The sequence below is a fragment of the Nocardia sp. NPDC041819 genome, assembly GCF_055590505.1.
Genome location: NZ_JBVJAP010000001.1, coordinates 193,326 through 217,815, shown reverse-complemented (window position 1 = coordinate 217,815; position 24,490 = coordinate 193,326). Strand labels below are relative to the sequence as shown.

24 protein-coding genes and 1 tRNA gene are annotated in these 24,490 nt (G+C 68.6%); 12 read left to right on the top strand and 13 right to left on the bottom strand.

Annotated elements, in window-relative coordinates:
- The first annotated feature begins 64 nt into the window (after positions 1–64).
- From ACZ6DL_RS01065 to ACZ6DL_RS01050, 4 genes are all read left to right on the top strand, one after another.
- A complete protein-coding gene (locus tag ACZ6DL_RS01065) occupies positions 65–1,312 on the top strand; it encodes a PucR family transcriptional regulator (RefSeq protein ID WP_466048182.1) in 1,248 nt (415 codons plus the stop codon).
- A 48-nt stretch (positions 1,313–1,360) separates the two neighbouring features.
- Positions 1,361–2,056 (top strand): hypothetical protein, encoded by a 696-nt coding sequence (locus tag ACZ6DL_RS01060; protein WP_466048180.1) that lies wholly within the window; start codon positions 1,361–1,363, stop codon positions 2,054–2,056.
- 213 nt (positions 2,057–2,269) lie between these two features.
- Positions 2,270–3,439 (top strand): thiolase family protein, encoded by a 1,170-nt coding sequence (locus ACZ6DL_RS01055; protein WP_466048178.1) that lies wholly within the window; start codon positions 2,270–2,272, stop codon positions 3,437–3,439.
- Positions 3,436–4,176, top strand: coding sequence for an SDR family NAD(P)-dependent oxidoreductase (locus tag ACZ6DL_RS01050; protein ID WP_466048176.1), 741 nt, complete (start codon positions 3,436–3,438; stop codon positions 4,174–4,176). Before ACZ6DL_RS01055 ends, ACZ6DL_RS01050 begins: the two co-directional genes overlap by 4 nt.
- Before the next feature lie 210 nt (positions 4,177–4,386).
- On the opposite strand, the gene ACZ6DL_RS01045 is transcribed toward ACZ6DL_RS01050, so the two are convergent.
- From ACZ6DL_RS01045 to ACZ6DL_RS01035, 3 genes are all read right to left on the bottom strand, one after another.
- Complete coding sequence (locus ACZ6DL_RS01045) at positions 4,387–4,716, bottom strand: transglycosylase family protein (RefSeq protein WP_062969504.1); 330 nt, start codon at positions 4,714–4,716, stop codon at positions 4,387–4,389.
- Positions 4,717–5,399: 683 nt separating this feature from the next.
- Positions 5,400–5,864 carry a PaaI family thioesterase gene (locus tag ACZ6DL_RS01040; protein ID WP_466048174.1) on the bottom strand — a complete coding sequence of 155 codons (465 nt, stop codon included), beginning with the start codon at positions 5,862–5,864 and terminating at the stop codon, positions 5,400–5,402.
- 143 nt (positions 5,865–6,007) lie between these two features.
- Positions 6,008–7,153, bottom strand: a complete 1,146-nt coding sequence (locus ACZ6DL_RS01035; RefSeq protein WP_357116715.1) for an acyl-CoA dehydrogenase family protein — start codon at positions 7,151–7,153, stop codon at positions 6,008–6,010.
- A 112-nt stretch (positions 7,154–7,265) separates the two neighbouring features.
- Here ACZ6DL_RS01035 and ACZ6DL_RS01030 point away from each other — a divergent pair, with 112 nt between their 5' ends.
- A complete protein-coding gene (locus tag ACZ6DL_RS01030; protein ID WP_466048172.1) occupies positions 7,266–7,937 on the top strand; it encodes a TetR/AcrR family transcriptional regulator in 672 nt (223 codons plus the stop codon).
- 26 nt (positions 7,938–7,963) lie between these two features.
- On the opposite strand, the gene ACZ6DL_RS01025 is transcribed toward ACZ6DL_RS01030, so the two are convergent.
- Together ACZ6DL_RS01025 and ACZ6DL_RS01020 are read right to left on the bottom strand one after the other, a co-directional pair.
- Positions 7,964–8,530, bottom strand: coding sequence for a type 1 glutamine amidotransferase domain-containing protein (locus ACZ6DL_RS01025; protein ID WP_466048170.1), 567 nt, complete (start codon positions 8,528–8,530; stop codon positions 7,964–7,966).
- Between the two features lie 60 nt (positions 8,531–8,590).
- Positions 8,591–9,250 carry a MerR family transcriptional regulator gene (locus ACZ6DL_RS01020; RefSeq protein WP_466048168.1) on the bottom strand — a complete coding sequence of 220 codons (660 nt, stop codon included), beginning with the start codon at positions 9,248–9,250 and terminating at the stop codon, positions 8,591–8,593.
- Between the two features lie 110 nt (positions 9,251–9,360).
- Here ACZ6DL_RS01020 and ACZ6DL_RS01015 point away from each other — a divergent pair, with 110 nt between their 5' ends.
- The 4 genes from ACZ6DL_RS01015 (at position 9,361) to ACZ6DL_RS01000 (ending at position 12,396) form a co-directional block, all read left to right on the top strand.
- Entirely contained in the window at positions 9,361–10,323 is a 963-nt protein-coding gene (locus ACZ6DL_RS01015; RefSeq protein WP_466048166.1) for a hypothetical protein, read from the top strand.
- Positions 10,320–10,766, top strand: coding sequence for an ABA4-like family protein (locus ACZ6DL_RS01010; protein ID WP_466048164.1), 447 nt, complete (start codon positions 10,320–10,322; stop codon positions 10,764–10,766). The genes ACZ6DL_RS01015 and ACZ6DL_RS01010 overlap by 4 nt, the downstream gene beginning before the upstream one ends.
- Positions 10,766–11,305 carry a DoxX family protein gene (locus ACZ6DL_RS01005; protein WP_466048162.1) on the top strand — a complete coding sequence of 180 codons (540 nt, stop codon included), beginning with the start codon at positions 10,766–10,768 and terminating at the stop codon, positions 11,303–11,305. The genes ACZ6DL_RS01010 and ACZ6DL_RS01005 overlap by 1 nt, the downstream gene beginning before the upstream one ends.
- A 140-nt stretch (positions 11,306–11,445) precedes the next feature.
- Complete coding sequence (locus tag ACZ6DL_RS01000; RefSeq protein WP_466048160.1) at positions 11,446–12,396, top strand: alpha/beta hydrolase; 951 nt, start codon at positions 11,446–11,448, stop codon at positions 12,394–12,396.
- Positions 12,397–12,534: 138 nt separating this feature from the next.
- On the opposite strand, the gene ACZ6DL_RS00995 is transcribed toward ACZ6DL_RS01000, so the two are convergent.
- Positions 12,535–14,010 carry an MFS transporter gene (locus ACZ6DL_RS00995; protein WP_466048158.1) on the bottom strand — a complete coding sequence of 492 codons (1,476 nt, stop codon included), beginning with the start codon at positions 14,008–14,010 and terminating at the stop codon, positions 12,535–12,537.
- A 134-nt stretch (positions 14,011–14,144) separates the two neighbouring features.
- Here ACZ6DL_RS00995 and ACZ6DL_RS00990 point away from each other — a divergent pair, with 134 nt between their 5' ends.
- Positions 14,145–15,083, top strand: coding sequence for a LysR family transcriptional regulator (locus ACZ6DL_RS00990; protein ID WP_466048156.1), 939 nt, complete (start codon positions 14,145–14,147; stop codon positions 15,081–15,083).
- 6 nt (positions 15,084–15,089) lie between these two features.
- Here ACZ6DL_RS00990 and ACZ6DL_RS00985 read toward each other — a convergent pair whose 3' ends face one another.
- The 5 genes from ACZ6DL_RS00985 to ACZ6DL_RS00965 all read right to left on the bottom strand — a co-directional run bounded on the left by ACZ6DL_RS00985 (position 15,090) and on the right by ACZ6DL_RS00965 (position 20,314).
- Entirely contained in the window at positions 15,090–16,166 is a 1,077-nt protein-coding gene (locus ACZ6DL_RS00985) for an ADP-ribosylglycohydrolase family protein (RefSeq protein ID WP_466048154.1), read from the bottom strand.
- Between the two features lie 239 nt (positions 16,167–16,405).
- Positions 16,406–17,275 carry a metal ABC transporter permease gene (locus tag ACZ6DL_RS00980; RefSeq protein ID WP_466048152.1) on the bottom strand — a complete coding sequence of 290 codons (870 nt, stop codon included), beginning with the start codon at positions 17,273–17,275 and terminating at the stop codon, positions 16,406–16,408.
- Between the two features lie 25 nt (positions 17,276–17,300).
- A complete protein-coding gene (locus ACZ6DL_RS00975) occupies positions 17,301–18,035 on the bottom strand; it encodes a metal ABC transporter ATP-binding protein (RefSeq protein ID WP_466048150.1) in 735 nt (244 codons plus the stop codon).
- On the bottom strand, positions 18,032–18,976 hold the full coding sequence (locus ACZ6DL_RS00970; protein ID WP_466048148.1) for a metal ABC transporter substrate-binding protein: 945 nt from the start codon (positions 18,974–18,976) through the stop codon (positions 18,032–18,034). Before ACZ6DL_RS00970 ends, ACZ6DL_RS00975 begins: the two co-directional genes overlap by 4 nt.
- Before the next feature lie 90 nt (positions 18,977–19,066).
- A complete protein-coding gene (locus ACZ6DL_RS00965) occupies positions 19,067–20,314 on the bottom strand; it encodes a cytochrome P450 (protein ID WP_466048146.1) in 1,248 nt (415 codons plus the stop codon).
- A gap of 230 nt (positions 20,315–20,544) precedes the next feature.
- Here ACZ6DL_RS00965 and ACZ6DL_RS00960 point away from each other — a divergent pair, with 230 nt between their 5' ends.
- Both ACZ6DL_RS00960 and ACZ6DL_RS00955 read left to right on the top strand, forming a co-directional pair.
- A complete protein-coding gene (locus ACZ6DL_RS00960) occupies positions 20,545–21,909 on the top strand; it encodes a flavin monoamine oxidase family protein (protein WP_466048144.1) in 1,365 nt (454 codons plus the stop codon).
- Positions 21,910–21,926: 17 nt separating this feature from the next.
- Positions 21,927–22,817, top strand: a complete 891-nt coding sequence (locus ACZ6DL_RS00955; RefSeq protein ID WP_466048142.1) for a class I SAM-dependent methyltransferase — start codon at positions 21,927–21,929, stop codon at positions 22,815–22,817.
- Between the two features lie 6 nt (positions 22,818–22,823).
- Here the strand turns inward: ACZ6DL_RS00955 and ACZ6DL_RS00950 are convergent, their stop codons facing one another.
- Together ACZ6DL_RS00950 and ACZ6DL_RS00945 are read right to left on the bottom strand one after the other, a co-directional pair.
- Positions 22,824–23,645, bottom strand: a complete 822-nt coding sequence (locus ACZ6DL_RS00950) for a DUF1206 domain-containing protein (RefSeq protein WP_466048140.1) — start codon at positions 23,643–23,645, stop codon at positions 22,824–22,826.
- Between the two features lie 161 nt (positions 23,646–23,806).
- Positions 23,807–23,879, bottom strand: a tRNA-Ala gene (locus ACZ6DL_RS00945).
- Positions 23,880–24,490 lie beyond the last annotated feature (611 nt).

Here is a 24,490-nt window from a genome sequence, read left to right as displayed (position 1 = left end):
CCAAAATTCGGGCGACCACGCCCATGGCCTTGCCGCCGTTTGTGTGGTCGGAAACAATCGGCCCATGTCCGTCGTGTTGTCCCCGGTGGCCGGAGACGCCCCGCTCGTCGCCCGGTTGCTGGCTCGCTGGCCCCAGATCGCCGAGCGCATGCTCGCCGCAGGTCTCGGCACCACCCCGCCGGCCGCCGACCTGCCGGAGGGTCACTTCACGGCCGAGGTGCTTCCGGCGATCTACGCCTGCGGCCGCGCGGTGCTCCAGGCGATCGGCGAACAGCGCAACTTCACTCAGGCCGAGGTCGCGACATTCGTCGCTCCGGTGGCCGAGCGGCACGCCGAGGACCGGCTCCCGTTGCCCGTGCTGATCGAGGCCATGCACGGCTCCGCGCAGTCGGTGCTCCACGAGGCGGCCGCGCTGGCCTCCCGCGAAGAACTCGACGAACTCGTCCTGGTCGTCAGCAGGCTGCTCGAGCTGCTCATGCGGATCAACATCACCGTCGTCGAGGCCTACACTGAGGTCGAGCAGTCCATCTACAACGCCGAACGAGAGGCGCGTCGCGCCCTGTGCTCGGCGCTGCTGCACGGGTTGCCCGCCGCCGAGCTGGCCGCGCGGGCGGACACCGCACTCGCCGAGCAATACACGGTGCTCGCGATCCACATCCGCCACCACGACCAGCCGAGCACGGCCGCAACGCTCGTCGGGCGGCGACGCATCCGGCTGCTGCACCGCGCCTTGGACGCTCTCGCGGGCACCACCACATTGGCCACTTTCGACGGCTGGACCGGAATCGCGTTGCTGCCCAGCGCTTCCGACGCCGAACTCGACGACACGCGCTACCACCGGCTGGCCGAGGAACTGACCGAACACCTCGGGGCGCCGGTGTTCCTCGCCGAATACGCGTCCGTGCCGCGGGACGCCATCGCCCGGACCGCGAAGGAAGCCACCGACCTCGCCGAACTCGCACGACTGCTCGGCAAGCCCGCGGGCGTCTACCGGCTCGACGACCTGCTGCTGGAATACCAGCTCACCAGACCGGGTACCGCGCGCGCACGGCTGGCCGAGCGCATCTCCCCCATTCTGGACAGTCCGCACCTGCTCGAGGCGCTCGACGCGCACCTGCGCCACGGCTCCGATCGCAAAGCCGCGGCGGCCGAGATCCACGTGCACCCCAACACCTTCAGCTATCGCTTGCGCCGCGTCGCCGAACTCACCGGCGTCGATCCCACCGATCCGCACGATTCGCGGTTACTGGCGGCCGCGCTGACGATTCAGCGCCTGTATCCCGTCCGGCCGGCCGGTGAGGGCAGGTCCTAGCCGGAAACTCGCTCGCGCCGCGCGCCGGTCGTGGCTACCGTCCGACGCATGGGAGACGAGCACGGGTCGATCGAGGGGGGCGGCTATCTGCTGACCGGTCGATCGCTGAGCGAATACCGGGCCATGTTCGCGCTCACCGACGACGACCTGTGTGGCGAGATCCTCGACTGCCCCGGAGGCGCCGCGAGCTTCGCGGTGGAGGCGGCCGCGCTCGGCGCGCGGGTGGTCGCTGTGGATCCGGTCTATCGGCTGCCCGCCGCGGAGCTGACCGCTCTGGCGGCCGAGGAACTCGAGCACAGCACGTCCCACACGACAGCCGCCGACCGCTACGTCTGGGATTTCTACGGGGATTCGGACGGCCATCGGCTTGTGCGAGAAGCCGCCGCGGCCCGGTTCGCCGAAGATCTGCGCGCCAACCCGTGGCGCTACCGCTTCGGCCTCCTGCCCGCGCTCGATTTTCCCGATCGCGCCTTCGACCTGGTGCTGAGTTCGCATCTGCTGTTCACCTACGCCGACCGCCTCGATTTCGACTTCCACTTGGCGACGCTGCGGGAACTGGCGCGATCGAGCCGTGGCGAGGTCCGGGTGTTCCCACTCGTCGACCACGCGGGCGGGCCGCTGGACGACCTGCTCGATCGCCTCCGAAAGGCGTTGCACGCCGGAGGAATTCGAACGGCCATCGCCGAAGTGGACTTCGAGTTCCAGCGCGGCGCGCGCTCGATGCTGCGATTGACCGCGGCCTGACAGGGCCCGAGCACACCAGGGTCGCCGACGCGCTCGCGGGCGTCGACCGCAGCACCGCCATCGCGTCCTCACCCGCGCCGGGCTCATCACGCGGGGCCGCGCCCGTCGCCGCGTCCGCGATCCCACCTGAGCACCACCCGACCTGGCCCGAGAGCGCGAACCTGTGTTAACTTCACTGTGAATGGCAGTTAACTTAACTGATCGGAGAGGGCTATGAGGTCCGCCGTCATCGTCGATGTCGTCCGTACACCGTCCGGTAAGGGCAAGGCAGGCGGCGGCCTGTCGGAAGTGCATCCGGCCACCCTGCTGGCGGGCGTGCTCGCCGAACTCGTCGCCCGCAACGACCTCGATCCCGCGCTGGTGGACGATGTGGTCGGCGGATGCGTCACGCAGAGCGGGGAGCAGGCGTTCAACATCAGCAGGACCGCCGCGCTGGCCGCCGGGTTCCCGGAGTCGGTGCCCGCCACCACGGTGGACCGGCAGTGCGGGTCCAGCCAGCAGGCGGCGCACTTCGCGGCGCAGGGTGTCATCGCGGGCGCCTACGACATCGCGATCGCCTGCGGTGTCGAGTCGATGAGCCGCGCGCCGATGTTCTCCAACAGCCAGGGCAAGGACGCCAACCGCGGCCCGCTCGCGCACCGGTACCCGGAGGGCTTGATCCAGCAGGGCATCGCAGCCGAGGTGATCAGCGCCCGGTGGAAGTTCGATCGCGCCGCGCTCGACGAGTTCGCGGCCCGCTCACATCGGCTCGCGGCCGAGGCCGCGGCGGCGGGCGGTTTCGACAACGAACTGGTCGCCGCGGGCACGCTGACGGCCGACGAGACCATCCGGCCCGCCACCACCGGCGAAAGCCTCGCGAAGCTGCGGCCCGCCTTCGTCGACGATCAGTACACAGCGCGCTTCCCCGAGATCGAGTGGTCGATCACGCCGGGCAACTCCTCGCCGCTGACCGACGGCGCGTCCGCCGCGCTGATCATGAGCGAGGAGGCGGCGGCGAAGCTCGGGTTGCGCCCGCGCGCCCGCTTCCACTCGTTCGCCGTGGTGGGCGACGATCCGCTGCTCATGCTCACGGCCGTCATCCCGGCCACGCGCAAGGTGCTGGATCGCGCCGGACTGAGCATCGACGACATCGACGCCTACGAGGTGAACGAAGCGTTCGCCCCCGTGCCGCTGGTCTGGCAGCAGGAGGTGAACGCCGATCCGGACAAGCTCAACCCCCGTGGCGGCGCCATCGCCCTCGGCCACCCGCTGGGCGCCTCCGGCACCCGCATCCTGTCGACCCTGGTCAACCACCTGGAGCAGACCGGCGGCCGCTTCGGCCTGCAGACGATGTGCGAGGCGGGCGGTCTGGCCAACGCGACGATCATCGAACGCCTCGGATGAGCGACCGCACGGCACTGGTCACCGGCGGGTCGCGCGGAATCGGCGCGGAGGTGGCGCGCCGCCTGGCGGGCGAGGGTTATCACCTGACGCTGGCCGCGCGCACGCCCGAAACCCTCGAGCAGACCGCGGCCCGCCTGCGCGAGGAGACGGGCGCCGAGGTGCACACCGTGGTCGCGCAGATGACCGACCTCGATCAGGTGCGCGCTCTGGCGCAGGCACACGAGGAACGCTTCGGTGGGATGAACGTGCTGGTCCTGAGCGCGGGCACCGGCACGGCGGGTGCGGTGGCCGACCTGCCCGCGAAGGCGTACGAGCGCATGCTCGATGTGAATTTCCGCGCGCCGTTGACCTTGATCCAGGCGGCGCTTCCGCTGCTGCGCAAGAGCGCGAGCACCGACCGCGAGCGCGGCGCGAAGATCGTCGCGCTCGCGTCGATCACCGGCGTCGCGGGGGAAGCGGGCCTCGCCGCTTACGGCGCGACAAAGGCGGCGCTCATCTCGCTGTGCGAGACGGTTTCGCTGGAGGAGTCCGGGAACGGCGTCAGTGCGACGGCGGTGTCTCCCGGTTACGTCGACACCGATATGACCGCGTGGAAGCGGGAGGTACTCGACCGGTCGGCCATGCTCACGACCGGTGACATCGCCGAGATGGTGCTGGCGATCACCCGGTTGTCCCGCAACGCGGTGGTGCCGAACATCGTGCTGTCCCGTGCCGGTGACCAGCTGTGGCGCGCTTGAGCACCGTTACCCGACAGCGACCGAAGCGCGGGGTCCGTCGTCGGAAGTAGCGCGCGAATCCGCGTCCGGTGAATTCCTAATCGGGCCGGACAATTCGACGCTGAATTGTCCGACGCGATTGTGGCGATTACGCGTAATCGCCGCTCGGCATTTACCGCCGAGAATTAGCCCGGCGCCTACCGAAACTCAGCGGTAGGCGCCGGTGGCGCATCAGAGGTAGGCGCCGCACACGGGCCAGGCGCCCGGACCCTGGGTCGCGAGCACGTTCTCGGCGACGCGGATCTGCTCTTCGCGGCTGGCGCTGGAGGGGCTGCCGGAGCCGCCGTTGGCCTCCCAGGTGCTCTGGGTGAACTGCAGGCCGCCCGCGAAGCCGTTACCGGTGTTGGTGGACCAGTTGCCACTGCTCTCGCACTGCGCGACGGCGTCCCAGTTGTGGGCCGACGCGGTGGCGGTCGAGAGACCGAACGGCACGGCGACGAAAGCGCCGATGGCCGCGGTGAAGCCGAGAACACGAGTGGTGAATTTACGGTTATGCGACATGAGATTTCCCGCCTGCGCCCACCGGCTCGGCGTATATCGCCGCGCCCCTGTCCCCAGGAAGGTTGTGGACACTCGAACCGCGGGACAGGGTTTCCGGCGTTCTGCGATTCGAGCTCGATCTCGGTGTTGCCCCGAGCCGTCACCGACGTTAGCGGAGATGTCGCGACAGATCACGTTCGAATAACGTGCCGCGACGTTTGACCCCTGGTCGAGACTCCCGGCCATTCCCCCAGGTCGATCGGCGGAAAATCCGCTATATCGAACGTGCGTAATGCTTCCGTTATGTGTTCGAGATCACGATTAGATCGTGAAACGAGTCGCATTTTCCCAGGTCCACGACTTGCGGTAGTAGGTAGACAACCCGTCCCGCGGGCCGCTCGGGCGGCTCCAGCGACCGACTCGTTATCTCCATATCGACCACTTTCCGCGCCTCGCCCCGATGCGACGACGGCGCGGCGCGGAAGCGATCCGTGACCTGGATACGATGCCTCCGCGGACGCGTCGCACGATCGCGGGCGCGTTCACGCCGACCTAGCTGAAACGGCGCGGACCAGGCGTTATAGCCGTGGGCCGCGGAGACGAGAGCGTCTTCGCCTCCGCGGCCCCCGCCTGGCGACACACGACCGGTTCGCCACCCCGGGCACGACAGCGGCCGCGACCACTGCCGTAGGTAACGACTCGGACTACTTCCCGTGCGCCCGCAACTGATAGAGCCCCTCGGTCTCCGCGACGACCACACCGTCGGCGTCGGTCACCACCGCACGCAACGTGAAGTCGGACTTGCCGTTCGCGGCCGCCTCTTCGCTTATGCGCGCGATCTCCTCCTCCGACAGCGTCGCCTCCGCGCGCACGTCGGTCTTGGCCGGCTTGCGGAAGAAGATGCGCAGGTCCTTCACCAGCGGATAGAACGCCGAGTTGTCGAAGGTCGCGACCGCGATCGCGCCGCCGAGGATCTCGGCGACGGTGAACAGCACACCGGCGTACATCACGCCGAAGTGGTTGCCGTTGCCCTCGGCGGGCACCGAGGTCGCCGCGAAACCGCGGCGCACCTCCACCGCCTGCACGCCCATCTTGTGCGCGATCGGGATGGTGAATTCCAGTGCCCCGTTGACGATGTCCTTGAACGGAGGAGTTTCGACGTCGCTCATCGCAATCGTCCCTTCACGCCGGAGGTGGCCAGCACCTCGTTGTCTCTGCCACGGCCACCTGGGTGGACCTCACCGAAGCGTAGGCCCCCGGGCCGGCGCACCGACAAGGTGTTGGCGCTGCGCCAACACCGTCGGCCACCCGATCAGAGGCTGCGGGCGATGATCTCCTTCATGATCTCGTTGGTGCCGCCGTAGATCTTCTGCACCCGGCTGTCGGTCCACATCCGGGAGATCGGATATTCGGTCATGTAGCCGTAGCCGCCGTGCAGTTGGAGGCAGTCGTCGGCCACCGACATGGCGCGGTCGGTGGTCCACCACTTGGCCATCGCGACGGTCGGGATGTCCAGTTCTCCGCGCAGATGCCGCGCGATGCAGTCGTCCAGGAAGACGCGGGCCACCCGGGTCTCCGTGGCCGCCTCGGCGAGGGTGAACTTGGTGTTCTGGAACGCGAACAGCGGCTTGCCGAAGGCGTGCCGCTCCTTCGTGTAGCGCAGCGTCACCTCCAGCGCGGCCTCCATCCCGGCCACCGACCCGACGGCGATGATCAGCCGCTCCTGCGGGAGCTGCTGCATCAACTGGACGAAGCCCTGGCCTTCCTGCGTGCCGAGCAGGTTCGACACCGGAACCCGGACGTCCTCGAAGAACAGTTCCGAGGTGTCCTGCCCCTTCTGACCGACCTTGTCCAGCACCCGGCCGCGCCGGAAGCCCGGCCGGTCGGCCTCGACCAGAACCAGCGAGATGCCGCCCGCGCCCTCGCTGGTGTCGGTCTTGGCGACCACGATGATGAGGTCGGCCTGGCTGCCGTTGGTGATGAAGGTCTTGGAGCCGTTCACCACGTATTCGTCGCCATCGCGGATCGCCTTGGTCTTCACGTTCTGCAGGTCCGACCCCGTGCCGGGCTCGGTCATGGCGATCGCGCCGACGACCTCACCGCTGGCCATCTTCGGCAGCCACTGCCGCTTCTGCTCTTCGGTGCCGTAGTGCAGCAGGTAGTGCGCGACGATGCCGCTGTGCAGCGTGGCGCCCCAGGAGGTGTCGAACGCCTTGGCCTGCTCTTCGATGAGTACGGCCTCGTGCGCGAAGGTGCCGCCGCCCCCGCCGTACTCCTCCGGGATCGACGCGCACAGCAGGCCGAGCGCGCCCGCCTTGGTCCAGAAGTCACGGTCGACGTGGTGCTGCTCGATGAACTTGTCGATGTTCGGCGTCAACTCCTTCGCGAAGAACGAGCGGGCGAGCTCGCGCAGGGCGTCCAGGTCGTCGTCGAGCCAGGCGGACCGGTAGGTCGTCATCGGGTGTGTCCTCGCGAAAGTCTGATACCGACAGTTACGGGTACAGTGTGTACCAATCGACTGCCGGGTACAAGGTGTACCACTCGATCGGACGGCGGATACGCTGAGCCGCGTGGCACGACAACCCTGGGTGGACACCGCCGACGCGCGACGGTCCACCAGCAACCGGCCAGGCCGGGACGAGCGTCGCCGCGCCATCGTGCAAGCCGCGATCGCGGCGATCGAGGAGGACGGCCCGCACGCACTCACCGGCCGGATCGCCGATCGGGCCGGATTGGCCCGCACGCACGTCTACCGGCACTTCGCCAGCAAAGAGGAACTCGACCTGGCGGTCGCCCGGCACGCGCACCGGGATCTCACCGAACGGATTCGCGCGCAACTGGCCGTGGACGGCACACCGCTGGACATCATCCGCGCGCCTTTGGCCCAGCACGTGCGGTGGGCAGCCGAGCATCCCAATCTCTATCGCTTCCTGGTCGGACGCGACTACCGGCGCGGCCGCAACGAGCCGCGCGTCGGCGGAAGCGCTTTCGCCGCCGAGATATCCGCGGCGGCGGCGCGCTACCTGCCGGATTTCGGGGCCGACCCACTGGCCGCGGACCGGGTGGTGGTCGCACTGCTCGGCTTGGTCGACGCCTCGGTGCGCTGGTGGCTGGAGCACCACGACACCACCGAGACCGCCCTCGTCGCCCGCCTGACCACCGAGTGCTGGTTGCTCATCGACAACCGCCTGCGCGACCTCGGCATCGCGATCGACCCGCGAAAACCACTGCCGGGCAACTGAACCGGCACGTTACGCGAGATCGCTGGTCACCGTGCGGCAGGGACCACTTCGCGCGTGATCGCGTGCACGAAATCGGGGAGATCACCAGGGTTGCGCGAGGTGAGCAGCGTCCACCCACCCTCGGTGGAGCGCACCGCCGCTTCGTCGACCCAGTCGCCGCCGGCGTTGACGATGTCGGCGCGAAGCGAGAAGTACGAGGTCAGCGTCTTACCCGGCACCAGCTCGGCGTTCACCAGCAGCCACGGGCCGTGACAGATCGCGGCGATCGGCTTGCCCGCGCCCGCGAACTCCTTGGCCAATTCGATCGCCCGGTCGGTGACCCGCAACTTGTCCGCGTTCACCGTGCCGCCGGGCACGACGAGTACGTCGAAATCGTTTACCGACACTTCGTGCAGCGACGTATCCGGTTGCACGACGGCGTCTTTCTCCGTGTCGTGCTGATACGTCTGCACCTCTTGCCGCTTCGGCGCGGCGTGGGTGACCCGCGCGCCGCGCTTGCGCAGTTCGTCGCGCGGCACCAACAGCTCGTCCCGCTCCACCCCCGTGTTCGAGGTGATGATCAGCACGCGCGTTCCATCCAACTGATCGGTCATGAGCGACTCTCCTTTCGCCTCGGGTTGGTCCTCCTTCCGGCATGCCGCGCGAAGGCCGGGCTAAACCTCGCCTGCGGTGCGGGCCGCGTCCTCTTCCGGCGGCAACAGTGTGCTGGAGAGATGCTCCTGCGCCAGCCTGCGCAGCGCGGCGAGCAGGGTGTCGCCCAGAATCGTTCCGACGATGGCGGTTTCGGTCATCCGTTCCAGGCCGGATTGGTCGCGGACCAGGGCGATGTCGGTGGCGGCGATGGCTTCCCCCGCGACCGCGTAGTCGTCCATCGCGGCGACCACGTCGTCGTGGCCGAGCATGCGCAGGGCGGCGCAGACGTCCACGAGGGTGCCGTGCGCCGGGCTGTCGTCGTGGATCCGCCAGCCGCGCCGGTCCAGCAGTGCCGCAACATCCGCCGCGGCGGCCTCCCGCTGCTCGTCACCGACCTGCGACCTCCGCCCGCCCAGCGCGTACTGCACATGACCGAGCGACTCCCGCGCCGACAGGCTGCCGCTGTCGAGCGCCGCGAGCAGTTCCTTCGCCGCTTCGATGGACACACCGCCGATGTCCACCAACGCCCGGATCAGCCGCAGCCTGCTGACGTGGGCATCGCTGTATTCGGCCTGATTGCGATGGGTTCGCACACCGGAGGGCAATAACCCCTCGCGCACGTAGTACTTGATCGTCGCGGAGGGGACGCCGCTGGCGCGGCTGAGCTCGGCGATCCGCATCGGACTCCTCGGACTGGGTCGGCTTCTTGACAGCAGATAGTACAGCTATCCATAATCGTTGCTGATAGTACAACTATCGATAGTCCGAGTTCCCGAAAGGTCTACGTGTCGTGACCGCCCTCTTCCAGCGTTTCCCCGCACTCTCCTGGCATCGGCCGCTGATGCTGCTCGCCGTGGCGATGGCGCTGCTGGTCGTCTGGTCGATCGGGGGGATGATCATCGACGACCGCACCCTGACCGGGTTGCCGATCTGGGCCAAATCCGCCAAGTTCGCTCTTTCGGTGCTGATCTACGCCGTGACCTGGGCGTGGTTGTTCGCCCAGCTCACTCGATGGCGGCGCATCGCCTGGTGGGCGGGGACGGTGGCGGCGCTCGGCCTGGCAGTGGAACTGATCGTCATCACCACCCAGATCGTGCGGGGGACGACCAGCCACTTCAATTTCACGACGCCGTTGAACGCGGCGCTGTGGAACGTCATGGGTTCGTCCATCGTGGTGGTCTGGATCGCCACCCTCATCGCGTCGGCGGCGTTGTTCGCCGACCCGGCGGCCGACCCGGCCCGCAACGCGGCGATCCGGTACGGCGCCGCGCTCTCGCTCGCGGGCGCCGCACTGGGGATGCTGATGGTGCGGGCAACGCCCGAGCAGCAAGCGGCGGGCGGTTCGATCAGCGGCGCCCACACCGTCGGGCTTGCCGACGGCGGCCCCGGACTGCCCCTGCTCGGCTGGAGCACGGCGGGCGGCGATCTGCGCGTCCCGCATTTTCTCGGAATGCACGCCTTGCAAGTGATTCCGCTGGTGCTGCTCGCCCTCGAGTACGGTTCGCGGCGGATCCCGGCCTTGCGCTCGGCGCAGACCAGGCGAACGCTCGTCGTGACCGCCGCGGCGACCTACGCGGCGCTGGTCACGGTGCTGACCTGGCAGGCGCTGCGCGGGCAGTCGGTGGTCCATCCCGACGCGGCCACCCTGGCGGCTTTCGCTGCGACCGCGCTCGGCGCGACGGCGTTCACGGCCACCGCGCTGCGACCGAAACACATTGTGGCGCGGCGCTTCCCGGCTGGTGCGAACCGATGACGGAACTGCTCTTCGACCTCACCTTCTGGTTCGCGGCGCCGTTCTGGGCACTGATGATCCTCGCGCCGACATGGCGGAGGACCGCCGCGCTCGTCGCCTCGCCGCTCATCTGCCTCCCGCCCCTGATCATCTACGCGGCCCTGGTCGTGCCAGAGTTCGGCGCGTTCGCCGCGGCGCTGATCCGTCCGGAGCTGTCCGGCCTGCGGGCCGTACTCGGGGAAAGTTCCGGGGCAGCGGCGGCATGGGCGCACTTCGTGGCCTTCGACCTGTTCCTCGGGCGCTGGATCTTCTCCGACAGCCGCACCCGCGGCCTGCCATCGCTACTGATCAGCCCGCTGCTCGTGCTCACCATCCTCTTCGCGCCGCTCGGCGTCCTGCTCTACCTGCTCATCCGATTCACCACGACCCCGGCGCCCGGCCGGACCGTCCCCATGGAGGCATGATGGAAACCCTCATCGTTCTGCTGACCACCCTGTTCGCGCTGCGCACGGCGGGGGCCCTCGGCGCGCGCCGGTTCGCCGCCTGGCCCACCTGCGCCGCCTACGCCCTCGGCGTGATGCTGATCATGACCGGCACAACGCATTTCCTGCCGGAGGCGTTCGCCGACTCCCCGGTTCCCACCCACGGCGATCTGCTCCCGATGGTGCCGCCGGTGGTCCCGTTTCCCGGCGCGATGGTCTACCTGACCGGCGTCCTGGAACTGCTCGGCGCGGCGGGCCTGTTCCGCACCCGCACCCGCCGCGCCGCGGGGCTCGGGCTCACCGCCCTGTTCGTCGTGATGCTGCCCGCCAACATCTACGCAGCCGTCTCCGACATCCCGTTCAACGGCGCGCCCGCGACACCGCTGTGGGCACGTATTCCGGAGCAGGCGCTGTACATCGGCGCGGCGCTGTGGGCGGCCGGTGTCCTGCGGTCCACCCGACGAGGTGAACGTGACCGCGGCCTTTCAGCAGGGAGCGCTCCGGAGAACACGGTGGCCTGACAGCCCAGCGCCATACCGGGAAACACAATCCATTGACGCATCATCGAAAACCGTTGCCTTCATGAGGTTTCGACTCATAGTTGACCGAGAGATGTTACGGCGCAATGAGTGCCGAGGCCGCGGATGGGTACAACGGAATAGTGAGTGCTTCTAAGTATTTGGGCGTGCTCGTCAGCGCGCTGGCGACCGCTGTCGCAGTGTCCGTCTTCGCCGTACGACCCGCCGCGGCCGAGGCGGCTCGCGCGCACGTGGTCGGGCAGGTTCCGCTCGGCGGCTCCGTATCGCAGATCGATGTCTATTCGCCGTCCATGGATCGGGTGGTCACCAATCGGGTGATCCGCGCGGCGGGGGGCGGTCCGGCGCCCACGCTGTATCTGCTCACCGGAATCGGCGGTGGGGTGGACGGGATCTCGTGGTGGGACGACACGGACGTACGTGAGTTCTTCGCCGACAAGCGAGTCAATGTGGTGATGCCGGTCGGTGGCGCGTACAGCATGTACACCGACTGGCGCGCCGACGATCCGGCGGTCGGACGAAACCGGTGGCAGACCTATCTGACCCGGGAACTTCCGCCGACCCTCGACGCCGAACTCGGGACGACCGGGCGCAACGCGATCGCCGGGGTGTCGATGAGCGCGGGCTCCGCGATCGACCTCGCGATCCAGGCGCCCGAGGTGTACGACGCCGTGGCGGCCTACAGCGGGTGCCCGTGGGCCGCGGACGCCGCAGGCGCGGCGATGGTCACCGCGCAGGTCATCCGTGGCGGGGGAAACCCGGGAAACATGTGGGGATCGCCGGGCGACGCGCTCTGGCGGGCACACGACGCTTTCGCCAATGCGAGTGCGCTGGCCGGGAAGACCATCTTCTTGTCCGCCGCTTCGGGCACTCCGGGTGCGATAGATCGCGGCCTGCCCTTCCCCCCGCTCGAGGCGATCGCGAGTTCCTGTACGGCGGCCTTCGCCGACCGTCTCGAGGAACTCGGGCTACCGGCGATTCACGTCAACCGCTCGGAGGGCTCGCACACTTGGGGGCAATTCGAGACCGACCTGCACGAGTCCTGGCCGCACCTGGCCCCCACACTGGGCGCATAAGGGTTCTTTCGAGCCGTCGGGCGCTCCCCCTGCTACCCACGGGGCGGAGCCCCGACGACCCCCGTCTTGCCGGACAGCACGCGAGGCCGAACCCCGTCAGGTCCCAGATCCGAGGGCGGGCACCGTTGTCCGACAGCGTTATTCGTGTCGGTCTCGATGCCCGCCATCGAGCTTTCCGGCGTCCGACGGCCGACGCGGGCGAGAGCTGCGCACTCGTACCGCCAGAACCATCACCAGACCGCAGGTGACGAGAAGCGCTGCGACGGCGAAGGTCCACTGCGTACCACGTGCCACCTGCTCCGGTGCGGCGACGGTGACATCGCTCGCGCCGACCGCGAAGGCGAAGACCGCTCCCATGACCGAGGCTCCGGTGATGAGGCCCAGGTTCCGGGAAAGGTTCAGCATGCCCGACACCAGCCCGCGCTGGTGCGGTGCGACGTCGTTCATGACCATCGTGTTGTTGGCCGCCTGGAACAGCGCGTAGCCGCAGGTCGTGATCATCAGCGGCAGCACGTATCCGATGACCCCGGCGGTGGTGGGCAGCATCGCGAGCGAGGTCGTGCCGCCGATCACGGCGCCGAGCCCGACCACCACCATCGGCCCGGCGCCGAAGCGATCAGTGGCGCGCCCCGCGGGCACACCGGTGAGGGCGGACACCGCCGGACCCGCCGCCATCACCAACCCGACAGCGGCGGGAGCGAGATGCAGGGCACGGGCGAGGTGGAAGGGGCCCACGACAAGGGTGGTCATGACGACGGTCGAGACCAAGGCGCTCGTCGCCAGACCGGCGGCGAGGACGGGGTCACGGAATATGCCGAAGGTGAGCAGCGGGGCGTCGACCCGGCGCTCGGCCACGACGAACAGACCGAGGCACACCGCGCAGGCACCGAGCAGCCCGATACCGAGTGGGCCGAACCTCCCCTCGATCGTCATGGCCGTGGCGTAGGCGCCCAGGGTGAAAGCCAGCAACAACGTGCCCAGGATGTCGAAACGCGACCGCCCGGGTTTCCTCTCCGGCGCGGACACGGGCAGCGCGCGGTTCGACAGGGTGATCGTGAGCAGCCCGATCGGCACGATGGCCAGGAAGATGGCGCGCCAGCCGAAGGCGGCGACGAGGACTCCGCCGAGCGAGGGACCCAGCGCGGTGCCCACCGCCGACATCGTTCCGAGCAGACCCATGGCGCTGCCGATGCGGTCCTTCGGAACGGTTTCGCCGACGAGGGCCATCGTCAGCGCCATCATGCACGCGGCGCCGGCGCCTTGCAGCGCCCGAGCGGCGACCAGGACGGCCAGGTTCGGGGCGAGACCGCACAGCAGCGTCGCGCCGGTGAACACGCCGATGCCGACGAGCAGCAGCCGTCGTCTACCTGTGACGTCACCGAGCCTGCCCGCGCCGACGATCAGCGACGTGGTGGCCAGCAGATAGGCGATCACCACCCACTGCACCTGGTGGAAGGAAGCGCCGAACGCCACCGCCATGGCGGGCAGCGCGACATTGGCGATGCTGATGCTCAGCGACGGCAGCATCATCGACAGCGAAAGCGCGAGCAGCGGCCGGGCCGAGCGCGCAGGGTGAACGGGCGATGTCCGCGCGGGTGGTTGCGCTGGTTTCACGACGATGACCTCTTCGATCGGGGGTGTCCCCCTGGACGCTAGATCCCGCCCTCACCTGGCGGAAGGCGCACAAATGGAAAGCCGATTGTGCACCGAACGCCATGTCACGAACGAGCTTGTGCGATCGTGTGCGCATGGCCGGGCCCGATCTGAACTTGCTGATCACTCTGAACGTCCTGCTCGAGGAGGGCAGCGTCACCCGGGCGGGCGAACGGCTCGCGCTCAGCCCGTCGGCGATGAGCCGCCAGCTGGCGCGGTTGCGCCGGGCCACCGGTGACCCGCTGCTCGTGCGGTCGGGCCGCGGGCTCACGCCCACACCGCGCGCGGTGGAACTGCGCGACCGCGTGCGCGACCTGGTCCGGGAGGCCGAAGAGGTGCTGCGGCCGGCAGGCACGCTGGACCTGGCCGGGCTGGCCAGGACCTTCACGGTGCGCAGCAGCGACGGCTTCGTGGAGCGGTTCGGCCCCGAATTGGTGGCCGAGGTCGGCCGCGCCGCCCCGGGCGTTCGGCTGCGCTTCGCGCAGAAGACGAAGAAGGACACCGGTCCCTTGCGCGATGGGAGCGTCGACCTGGAGGTCGGAGTGATCGAGCGCGCGCTGCCTCCGGATATCGCGAGCACGTTCCTGTTCGCCGACCGGTTCATCGGGGTGGTGCGCAGCGAGCATCCGCTGCGCGCCGGGATGATCACGACGGCCCGCTATACCTCCGCGCGGCACGTGCACGTCTCGCGGCGCGGCCTGGACGAGGGCTTGGTCGACGAGGCTCTGCACCCCACCGGCCACCGACGGGAGGTCGTGACGGTCGTGGACGGTTTCGGCGCCGCCTTGGCGCTGGCGAGATCCTCGGATCTGGTCGCGACGGTTCCGGAGCGCCACACCACGGTCCTGCGGCGCGGGATGCACTCGTTCGCCCTGCCCTTTCGCGCTCCCGAGGTGACGGTGTCGTTGCTGTGGCACGTCCGGTTCGAGGCGGACGCGGCGCACCGCTGGCTGCGCGGACGCGTGCGCGAGGTGTGCCGGCGACCGGACGGCACGGGAGCGGAGAACGCGGTGCACGAGGAATCCTCGTCCTGATCGTCGTCACAGACCTTCGTCGCGGGGGTATCGCGGGGCGAGCGCGGCCCGGTCGCCGAGACCGAAGTTCATGACGAGATCGTCGGCGACCCGGACCAGCACATCGCGCCCCTCGACCGCGGCCGCCCACTCCATCGGCAGTCCCGAGACGCCGTGCACGGCGCCGATCAGATTGCCCGCCACGGCACCGGTGGAATCGGAGTCGCCGGAGTGGTTCACCGACAGCAGCAGCGCCGCGCGCACATCGCCGGTCCTGGCCGCGTGCAGAGCGCAATACACCGCGATGGCCAGGCACTCCTCCGCGATCCACCCCTCGCCGACCTGCTCAACCCGTTCGGCGGAGACCGCCCCGTCGGACAACTCGACCGCCCGGGTCAGTGCCTCAACGGTTTCCGCACTCGCGGGATGGGCCCGAAGCTGGTCGACCGTCTCGCGCACCGCGATCGGCAACTCGATACCGGTCACCACGCGATCGATCAGCGCGGCGAACGCGCCCGCGGCCAGATATCCGGTGGGATGTCCGTGGGTCAGCTGCGCGGCCCGTGCCGCTGTGGTGAACGCCTGGTCCGGCCCCACACCCGCCAGTCCGAACGGCGCGGACCGCATCACCGTTCCGCAGCCTTTCGAATGCGCGTTCACCGGACCGGGTTCGCCCAGCGGCGCCGGTGCGAGGTATCCCCGCGCTTGCTGGTTCAGGCCGGACATACACGCGTTCCCCGGTGCGCGCGTCGCGTACAGGAAGGACAGACTCGCCAGCCACCCGTCGACGTGCGGCGCGGGCTCCTCTTGACGCTGGGTCTGCAACCAGCGCAGATACGCTCGGCGCAGCGCGGGCACCGGATCGGCGCCCGGCTGCGACCGCAGCAATCCCTCCGCGGTGAACAGCGTCATCTGGGTGTCGTCGGTGATCTGCTGCGGTGCGTCCACGGCGTGCTGCGGCAGGAAGCCCGTCACCCCGTCGTCGCCGTAGCGTTGCCGAATCTGCTCCAGCCGCAGGAATTCGATGGGCCATCCCAGCGCGTCTCCCACCGCTCCGCCCAGCAGAGAGCCGCGGACCCGATCGAAGATCGTCGTGTAATCCACCACGAGACATCATCTTCGCGCATGCGGAGCGCGGTCCACCACCACGGTGCGGGCCCATGTCGGTCCGGTGCCGGATCGGCGCCGGGAAGGTGCGGACGGCCGGGACGCGCTGGTTGAAGAGCGGCATCCGCGACCGGCGTCCGCGAAGCTCGCGCGCTTGTCCGAGAAGCGCTCGGCCGCAACGAAATCCAGTCCTGACGGCACGGAACCCAACCTTTCGGTCGCCGGGTTGTCGCCGATCAAGCGCTCACCGAATCCGCGCGACGCGCCGCGAAGATCCGCCGTCCGAGCACGCCTTGCCGGGGTGCGAACAGGTACACGGCCGTGAAGAACAGTCCCTGGACCACCACGACCATGCCGCCGGGAGCCGTATCCAGGTGGTAGCTCAGGTACAGACCCGCCACCGCACAGGTCACCGAGACGGTGGGGGCGATGATCAGCATCCGGCCGAAGCGGTCGGTGAGCAGGTAGGCCGTCGCGCCCGGGATGATGAGCATGGCCACCACGAGGACCACGCCGACCGCTTGCAGGGCGACCACGGCGGTGAGGGCCAGCAGGCCGAGCAGTGCCGTGCCGAGCAACCGGGGGCTGAGGCCGATGGCGTGCGCGTGCGTGGGGTCGAAGGCGTACAGGGTGAAGTCACGACGTTTGAGGACGAGCGCGGCGAGGGTGATCGCGGCCAGGATCACCACCTGGATCAGCTCGGCGCGGCTCACACCCAGAAGATTGCCGAACACGATGTGGTTCAGGTCGGTCTGGCTCGGCGTCACCGAGACGAGCACCAGGCCGAACGCGAACAGCGTCGTGAAGACGATGCCGATGGCGGCGTCCTCCTTGATCCGGCTGGTGTCGCGCACCACGCCGATCAACGCCACCGCCAGGAACCCGAACACGATCGCGCCCACCGCGAACGGCAGCCCGAGGATGTAGGCCAGCACCACGCCGGGCAGCACGGCGTGCGAGACGGCGTCCCCCATCAGCGACCACCCGATCAGCACCAGCCAGCAGGACAGCACCGCGCACACCAGCGCCGCGGTCACGGTTGTGGCCAGCGCACGCACCATGAATTCGTAACGTAAAGGGTCGATGAAGATTTCGGTGAAGCTCATGCGTCCGTCCCACACTCGGCCGGGCTCACACCCGGTTCATCACATCCAGGCCGAACGCCCTGGCCAAGTTCTCCGGGCGCAGCACAGCATCAGGGCTGCCCTGGGCGAGCACCGTTCGCATCAGCAGCACCGCCTCGTCGGCGAGGCCGGGCAGGGCGTGCAGATCGTGCGTCGACACCAGGATGGTGGCGCCGTCGGCGGCGAGCTCGCGCAGCAGCGCGGTGATCGTGGCCTCCGAACGCTTGTCGACGCCCGCGAACGGCTCGTCGAGCAGCAGAACGGTCGCGCCCTGCGCCAGTCCGCGCGCGACGAAGGCGCGCTTGCGCTGCCCGCCGGACAACCGGCCGATCTGCCGGTCGGCGAGATCGGTCAGTTCCACCCGCTCCAGCGCCTGCGCGACGGCTTCCCGATCGGCCCTGCGCGCCCGGCGGGTGATACCGAGCCGCCCGTATCGCCCGGTCATCACCACATCCCGCACCGAAAGCGGGAAAGTCCAGTCGACGTCCTCGCTCTGCGGGACGTAACCGAGGATCCCCGCCCGGCGCGCCGTCACGGGGGCGCCGCCGTCGATCCGCACCGTCCCCCGGTCGGGCCGGGCGAGACCCATGATCGTCTTGAACAAGGTGGATTTGCCGGAGCCGTTCATCCCGATGAGACCGCACACCCGCCCCGCGTCGACGGTCAGGTCCACATTCTCGAGCGCGGGGACCTCGCCGTAGCGGACGGTGACGCCGCGCACCTCGATCGCGGGCGTGCTCATGGGCGGTGGCCCGTCAGCGCGGAACCGATGGTCTGCGCGTCGTGCCTGATCAGCGCCAGGTAGGTCGGCACGGGCCCGTCCGCCTCCGACAGCGAATCGACGTACAGCACGCCCCCGAACGCCGCGCCGGTGGCTTCGACCACCCGGCGCATCGGCGCGTCCGACACCGTGGACTCACAGAACACCGCCGGCACCCGCTGTCCTCGGACGAAGTCGATGGCCGACGCGATCTGCTGGGGCGTGGCCTGCTGCTCGGCATTGACCGCCCAGATGTACTTCTCGGTGAGTCCGGCGTCGCGGGCCAGGTAGGAGAAGGCGCCCTCGCACGTGACCAGAGCGCGCTCGTTCGGCGGTAGGGCGTTCAAGGTGCCGGTCAATTCGTCGTGCACCGTGCGCAGCTCGGACTTGTACCGCTCCGCGTTGGCGCGGAAATCGGCCGCGTGGGCAGGTGCGAGTTCACCGAACGCGCGCACCATGTTGTCGACGTAGATCTGGGCGTTGTGCGGCGACATCCACGCGTGCGGGTTCGGTTTGCCCTGGTAGGCGTCCTCGCGGATCGGCAGCGCGGCGACGCCCTCGCTCACCACGACGTGTTTCACCCGCAGGTCGGAGACGAACTGGGCGAACCACGCCTCAAGATTCAGCCCGTTGTCCAGGATGAGATCCGCTTTGGACGCCTTCTTGATGTCGCCCGGTGTCGGCTCGTAGCCGTGGATCTCCGCGCCCGCCTTGGTGATCGACTCCACGGTCAAGTGCTCGCCCGCCACGTTCCGGGCGATGTCCGCGAGGACCGTGAACGTGGTGAGCACCACCGGCCGGTCGTCGGCGCCCGCCTCCGTCGCGGCGCAGGCGGTGAGGGCGCATGCCATGGCACCCACCGCCATTACCGCCACCCATCGACGCGGAGACCGAGCGAGCATGTGGTGGAGCCGAACCTTCATGCACAGAGATGATAAGTTCGGCGAACCTAACTTACAAGTTCGAGCGGATGAAACACCTCGCGCTCGTCGCGTCCGGTGGTTGCCCACGGCTCACAGCAGCGGCAACGGCGCAGACTCCGGGAAGACGACCGGCAGAGCGGTCAGCGCTCGGTGGAACGGGCCCGGCCGCCAGGTCAGTTCACCTGGCTCTACCGCGAGGCGGATCTCCGGCAGGGCGTCGAGCAGTTGATCGATCGCGTCCTGGGCGATCAGATAGGCGAGCGAATTCGCCGGACACGCGTGCGGACCCCCGCCGAACGCGAGATGGGCACGATTGCCCGCGAATTGTCCGGCGCGGATCGCGGGATCGGTGTTGCAGGCGGCGATGCTGATCACGACCGGTTGATGAGCGGGCAACCAGACGTCGTCGATGAGGATCGGCTGCTTCGGGAAGCTGAAGCAGAAGTTCGCCATCGGCGGATCGTTGAACAGCACCTCGTCCAGAGCGTCCCGGGTGGACAGGCTGCCGCCGAGCACACTGCCGCCGAACCGCTCGTCGGTGAGGATCAGCAGCAGCGTGTTGACGATCAGATTCTGCTGGGGCTCGATGCCGGCGCCGTACAGCGTGCCCAGCTGGTGCACCATTTCGGTGTCGCTCAGCTCGGCCGGGTGCCGCAGCATCCGCGTGGTGATGTCGTCCCCGGGTTCGGCCCGTTTCAGCAGGGTCAGTTCCCCCAGCGAATCGATGAGCATCTTGTTCCCGCGCTCGGCATCGACACCCTCGAAGATCGCGGCCATGCCGGTGGCGGCGCGCTGAGCGATCTCGGCCGGGCAACCCAGCATGGCGTTCAGCACCGCGAAGGAAAGCGGAAACGCGTACTGGCGCACCACATCCGCGGACCCGTCCGCGCAGAACGAGTTGATCAGCGGCGTCGCCAGCTGCGCGACCGTGTCGCGCAAGCCGTACAGGTCGATCTTCTCCAGCCCCGCGACGTTGGCCTGCCGGTAGCGGGCATGCTCGGCCCCGGCATTCCGCAACGCGTTGGGCCGCCACTGCATCATCGGCAGCACCGGGCAGTCGGCGGCGACGTCCTGCTGCCACGCGCGGGGGTCGGCCGGAAAGTGCTCCGGGTCGTTCACGATCCGCACGGCGGCGTGATAGCCGATCACCAACGTCGCCGGTATATCCGGCGCCAGTTCCACCGGCGCCAGCGAGCCGTACCGCGTCCGCATCTCGCGATAGGCAGCGTGCGGGTCCGCGGCGAATTCGGCGGAGTACAAAGGGATCCGCGGTCCGTCGGTATCGATCGGCGAACCATGCGGCGCGTGGCTGTGCGCGGAGGACGGGGACATCGTCATCGAAAGGGCTCCAGGCGGTCGGACAACAAGATCAGAAGCGTAGGCAGCTTGCCGAGCGTCCGTACGGCAAATGGCGAGAGATGACCGCCCAGTGCAATTTGCTATAGAATTGCCCGAGATTCGACGCGTAGACCTGATCGAAGGCGATGCACCCGCTGTGCTGAGAGCTCCGGTCGAGCGCAGGTGACACGGCGGCCGTGCGCGCTACTGCGACACGAGGACGGCACGCCATGACAGACGTCGACTTTTGCGTAATCGGCGGGGGTTTCGCGGGACTGACGGCCGCGCTGCGGCTGAAACAAATGGGCCGATCGGTGGCGCTGCTGGAAGCGCGCGACCGGCTCGGGGGGCGCACGTTCACCCGAGTGCGTGACGACGGGTCGTGGATCGATCTCGGCGGCGCCTGGATCGGGCCGGGTCAAGATCGCGTCCGGGCGCTGATGACCGAATACGGGGTACCGAGCTACAAGCAGTACACCGACGGCGAGGCGATGATGGTCGTCGACGGCAAGCAGCACCGGTACACCGGCACCATCCCCTGGACCATGAGTCCGTGGGCGACGATGAACCTCGGGGCGGTGTTCCTCGAGCTGGGGCATATGTGCAAGTCGGTTCCCCTGGAAGCGCCGTGGTCGGCGAAGAAGGCCGACAAGTGGGATCAGGTCAGCTTGGCGCACTGGCTGGAAGGCAATGTGCTGTCCAAGCCCGCGCACGATCTGCTCGAGACGGCCATAGCCGGCTGCTACACGTCAGCGGCCTCGGAGGTGTCGTTGCTTTTCGTGCTGTACCAGATGGCGTCGGGCGGGGGGCCCAGCTTCGTCCTCGGCGTCAAAGACGCGGCGCAGGATGCTCGGCCGGTCGGTGGCATGGGCGCGATCTACCGGCCGATGGCGGCCGAACTCGGCGATTCGATCCACCTGTCGCAGCCGGTGCGCTGCATCCATCAGGACGACGAGGGAGTCATGGTCCGCGCGACCGATCTGACGGTGCGCGCGCGCCGGGCGATCGTAGCCGTCCCCCTCGCGATCGCAGGCCAGATCTCTTACCGGCCGATGTTGCCGGTAGACCGATCGTTCCTGCATCAGCGCATGCCGAGCGGCTCGATCATCAAGGTCTCCGCCGTGTACGACGAACCGTTCTGGCGCGACGACGGCCTGTCGGGACAGTCGGTAGCCCCGGGCTCGCCCGCCACGGTCACCATCGACGCGTGCACGGACACCGGACGGCCCGGGGTCCTGTGCGTGATCATCGAGGGGCCCATCGCACGACAGGTGGGCCGACTCGACGAAACCGAACGAAGAAGCGCGGTACTCGGTGCACTCGTCGAGCGGTTCGGCCGAAAAGCGGGCTCCCCCGTCGAGTACATCGAGCAGAACTGGAGTGCCGAGCGGTACTCCGGCGGCGGCATGCTCAGCCACGCGCCGACCGGCGTGCTCACGCAATTCGGCCATGCGCTGCGCGAGCCGTGCGGACGCATCCACTGGGCGGGCACGGAGAGTTCCGCGGTGATGTGCGGCTGGATCGACGGGGCCATCCGCTCCGGCGAACGCGCGGCCAGCGAAGTCATGGAACACGAGACCGCCGTGGTGGGCTGACGGGAAGTGGGTGCGGTATGCGAACCGATGGAGACGTCTGGGACATCGTCAGTAGCGTCGGGCTCACCGCGTTGGGTGTGGCGACGTTTCGTGCGCTGGAGGCGGCCTCTCCCGATCCCTTGATCCAGGACGATTACGCGCCGCTGTTCGTGGCGGCCGCGGGTCATCCGCATTTCACCGGGCTGCTGGCCGATCCCTCCCCGCTCGCGGACACGCCGCTGGTCCCCGGCTTCATGGGCTTGCGCACCAAGTTCTTCGACGAGTTCTTCCTGTCGGCCGTCGCGGACGGCGTTCGGCAAGCCGTGATCGTCGCGGCGGGATTGGACGCGCGAGCGCATCGTCTCGACTGGCCCCCGGCGACCACGGTGTTCGAGATCGATCAGCCCAAAGTCCTGGAGTTCAAGGAGAAGGTTCTCACCGAGAACGGCGCACGACCGAAGGCCCGGCGGCGCACAGTGCCGGTGGACCTGCGCGAGGACTGGCCGGCCGCACTGCGCGGCGCGGGCTTCCACCCCGATGAGCCCACCGCATGGTCGGCCGAGGGGCTGCTGCCCTATCTGCCCGGCGCGGCGCAGGACAGATTGTTCGAGCACATCGACGAGCTGTCCGCACCCGGCAGCCACCTCGCCGTGGAGAGCTTCGTGACCGGCGTCGACGTCAAACGCTTCGCGAGCATCGAGACGAAGTATTTCGACCGCTGCAACCCGTTCGGGGACATCGACCCGGCCGAACTGTTCTACGACGACGAGCGGGCCGATCCCGCGCAGTGGCTGTCCGGCCACGGCTGGTCGGTGCGCTGCTTCAGTCCGAGCGAGCTGGCCGCGTCCTACGGGCGATCGGTCCCGGACCTCCCCGAGGAACTCGACAACCTGTGGCGGCAGTCCCGGCTGCTGACCGCGGTGCGTTGACCGGCCCTACATCTTGGCGCTGCGGGCCATGACGAAGCTGTAGAGCCCGTAGGTGATGATGCCCAACCCGGCGATGAGGAGCAGGGCCACGCCGAAGGGTTGCGCGCCGAGCGTCTTCAAGGCTCCGTCCAGCCCGGCGGACTTGTTCGGATCGTCTTTCGTCGCGGCGAGGATGACCAGCAACCCGACCGCGGCGACGGCGAGTCCCTTGGCGATGTATCCCACGGTGCCGAGCCGCCGCACGAAGGCGCCCTGGGTCCCTCGGAGGTCGTCGAGGAAGTTCCGGCTCGCTCCCTTGTACACGTGGTAGCCGCCCACGCCGATGATGATCAGTCCGCCCACGACCAGCGCGACCGTTCCCGCCGTGTGCTGCATCAGACGCGCGGTGAGCCCGACGCTCTGACTGCTGCTGGACTGTCCGCTGCCCTGCGCGAAGCGGAAAGCGGTGATCGCGAACGCGAGGTAGACCACCGACAGCGAGAGCGCCTTGACCCGGTCGAACGCCTCGGACTTCACGCTGCCGGAGCCCGGCTCGGACGCTTTGCCGAAGACCGCCTCCGCCAGCCGCCACAGCGCCATCAGCACGAACGCGACCACGCCGATCCACAGGGTGACCACCCCACCCGGTTTAGCGGCCAGTTCGGCCATCGCCCCCGACTGATCGGCGCTACCCCCGCCACCGAGCGCGAGCCGGATGGCGATGTAGCCGATCAGCAGATGGACCAGGCCCGACATGACGTAGCCCGCGCGGGCAAACCGCGCGAACATGTCGTTCTGGGCGATCCGACCCGCGGTGGACGAGGCGTGCGAGAGATTCGTGTCAGTCATGATGCTTCTCCAACGGGTGCTGCGGCACGGGGGCCGGTCACAGAACATCGACCGGTTACCCAGATCCGCCGGGAAAGCACATGGCGGAATCGCACCCGTGAACACCGTGGAAACGGGAAAGGCTCATGCTCTGGGTGAGCATGAGCCTTCGAGAAGAAAAGTGGAGCTAAGGGGACTCGAACCCCTGACCCCCACACTGCCAGTGTGGTGCGCTACCAGCTGCGCCATAGCCCCTGGTTGGTTGCGCTCCGGCTTCCCGGCCGCGCTTGAATGAAGTTACACCAACGGCATGTCGGCGACCAAATCGCCTCGATTCAGGGGGTGACAGAGGGGGACCAATTGGCTTAGTATCGAACACATGTTCGAATCGAATTTCGATCAGGGCGTAGGGCGATAGCCGGTTGGACGCTCGGAACGGCCAGAGCAGATGGGGTTGCTGGTTTGTTCGTTTCGAGTGTCCGGCTCCCCGACGGGAGTCGGAGCGGATGTGAGACACCTCGAGGTGCGGTCTAGGGACAGGGGGCCGGATCGCGCTGTCGAGTGCGCGGGCCGGGCAGCGGCAGGTGGAGCCGCTGCCCGGCCCCAGGCCAACTGAAAACTCGGCGAGCGGCGATCTCGGGGGCTGGGGATGTCGGGTCGTGCCGTCGAGTGGGCCGGGGCGTCGATTTGGTGGAGTCGGCGTCCCGGTCCTTCCGTTCGCCCGGATCACAAGGAACTCGACTACATTGCCGAGTCGGCATCCGGCGACGGAGCCCGCCGGAAGGACAAGATCACCGACCTTGCCTGGTACGAGCTGGGCCTGAGTCGGTTACCGCGCCTATCCTCTCTCCCCCATGGGCGGCCGA

Bases quoted from the DNA above. Each gene is read 5' to 3' on its own strand.
- ACZ6DL_RS01065 (WP_466048182.1), top strand. From the start codon at position 65: ATGTCCGTCGTGTTGTCCCCGGTGGCCGGAGACGCCCCGCTCGTCGCC.
- ACZ6DL_RS01060 (WP_466048180.1), top strand. From the start codon at position 1,361: ATGGGAGACGAGCACGGGTCGATCGAGGGGGGCGGCTATCTGCTGACC.
- ACZ6DL_RS01055 (WP_466048178.1), top strand. From the start codon at position 2,270: ATGAGGTCCGCCGTCATCGTCGATGTCGTCCGTACACCGTCCGGTAAG.
- ACZ6DL_RS01050 (WP_466048176.1), top strand. From the start codon at position 3,436: ATGAGCGACCGCACGGCACTGGTCACCGGCGGGTCGCGCGGAATCGGC.
- ACZ6DL_RS01045 (WP_062969504.1), bottom strand. From the start codon at position 4,716: ATGTCGCATAACCGTAAATTCACCACTCGTGTTCTCGGCTTCACCGCG.
- ACZ6DL_RS01040 (WP_466048174.1), bottom strand. From the start codon at position 5,864: ATGAGCGACGTCGAAACTCCTCCGTTCAAGGACATCGTCAACGGGGCA.
- ACZ6DL_RS01035 (WP_357116715.1), bottom strand. From the start codon at position 7,153: ATGACGACCTACCGGTCCGCCTGGCTCGACGACGACCTGGACGCCCTG.
- ACZ6DL_RS01025 (WP_466048170.1), bottom strand. From the start codon at position 8,530: ATGACCGATCAGTTGGATGGAACGCGCGTGCTGATCATCACCTCGAAC.
- ACZ6DL_RS01020 (WP_466048168.1), bottom strand. From the start codon at position 9,250: ATGCGGATCGCCGAGCTCAGCCGCGCCAGCGGCGTCCCCTCCGCGACG.
- ACZ6DL_RS01010 (WP_466048164.1), top strand. From the start codon at position 10,320: ATGACGGAACTGCTCTTCGACCTCACCTTCTGGTTCGCGGCGCCGTTC.
- ACZ6DL_RS01005 (WP_466048162.1), top strand. From the start codon at position 10,766: ATGGAAACCCTCATCGTTCTGCTGACCACCCTGTTCGCGCTGCGCACG.
- ACZ6DL_RS00990 (WP_466048156.1), top strand. From the start codon at position 14,145: ATGGCCGGGCCCGATCTGAACTTGCTGATCACTCTGAACGTCCTGCTC.
- ACZ6DL_RS00980 (WP_466048152.1), bottom strand. From the start codon at position 17,275: ATGAGCTTCACCGAAATCTTCATCGACCCTTTACGTTACGAATTCATG.
- ACZ6DL_RS00975 (WP_466048150.1), bottom strand. From the start codon at position 18,035: ATGAGCACGCCCGCGATCGAGGTGCGCGGCGTCACCGTCCGCTACGGC.
- ACZ6DL_RS00970 (WP_466048148.1), bottom strand. From the start codon at position 18,976: ATGAAGGTTCGGCTCCACCACATGCTCGCTCGGTCTCCGCGTCGATGG.
- ACZ6DL_RS00965 (WP_466048146.1), bottom strand. From the start codon at position 20,314: ATGACGATGTCCCCGTCCTCCGCGCACAGCCACGCGCCGCATGGTTCG.
- ACZ6DL_RS00960 (WP_466048144.1), top strand. From the start codon at position 20,545: ATGACAGACGTCGACTTTTGCGTAATCGGCGGGGGTTTCGCGGGACTG.
- ACZ6DL_RS00955 (WP_466048142.1), top strand. From the start codon at position 21,927: ATGCGAACCGATGGAGACGTCTGGGACATCGTCAGTAGCGTCGGGCTC.
- ACZ6DL_RS00950 (WP_466048140.1), bottom strand. From the start codon at position 23,645: ATGACTGACACGAATCTCTCGCACGCCTCGTCCACCGCGGGTCGGATC.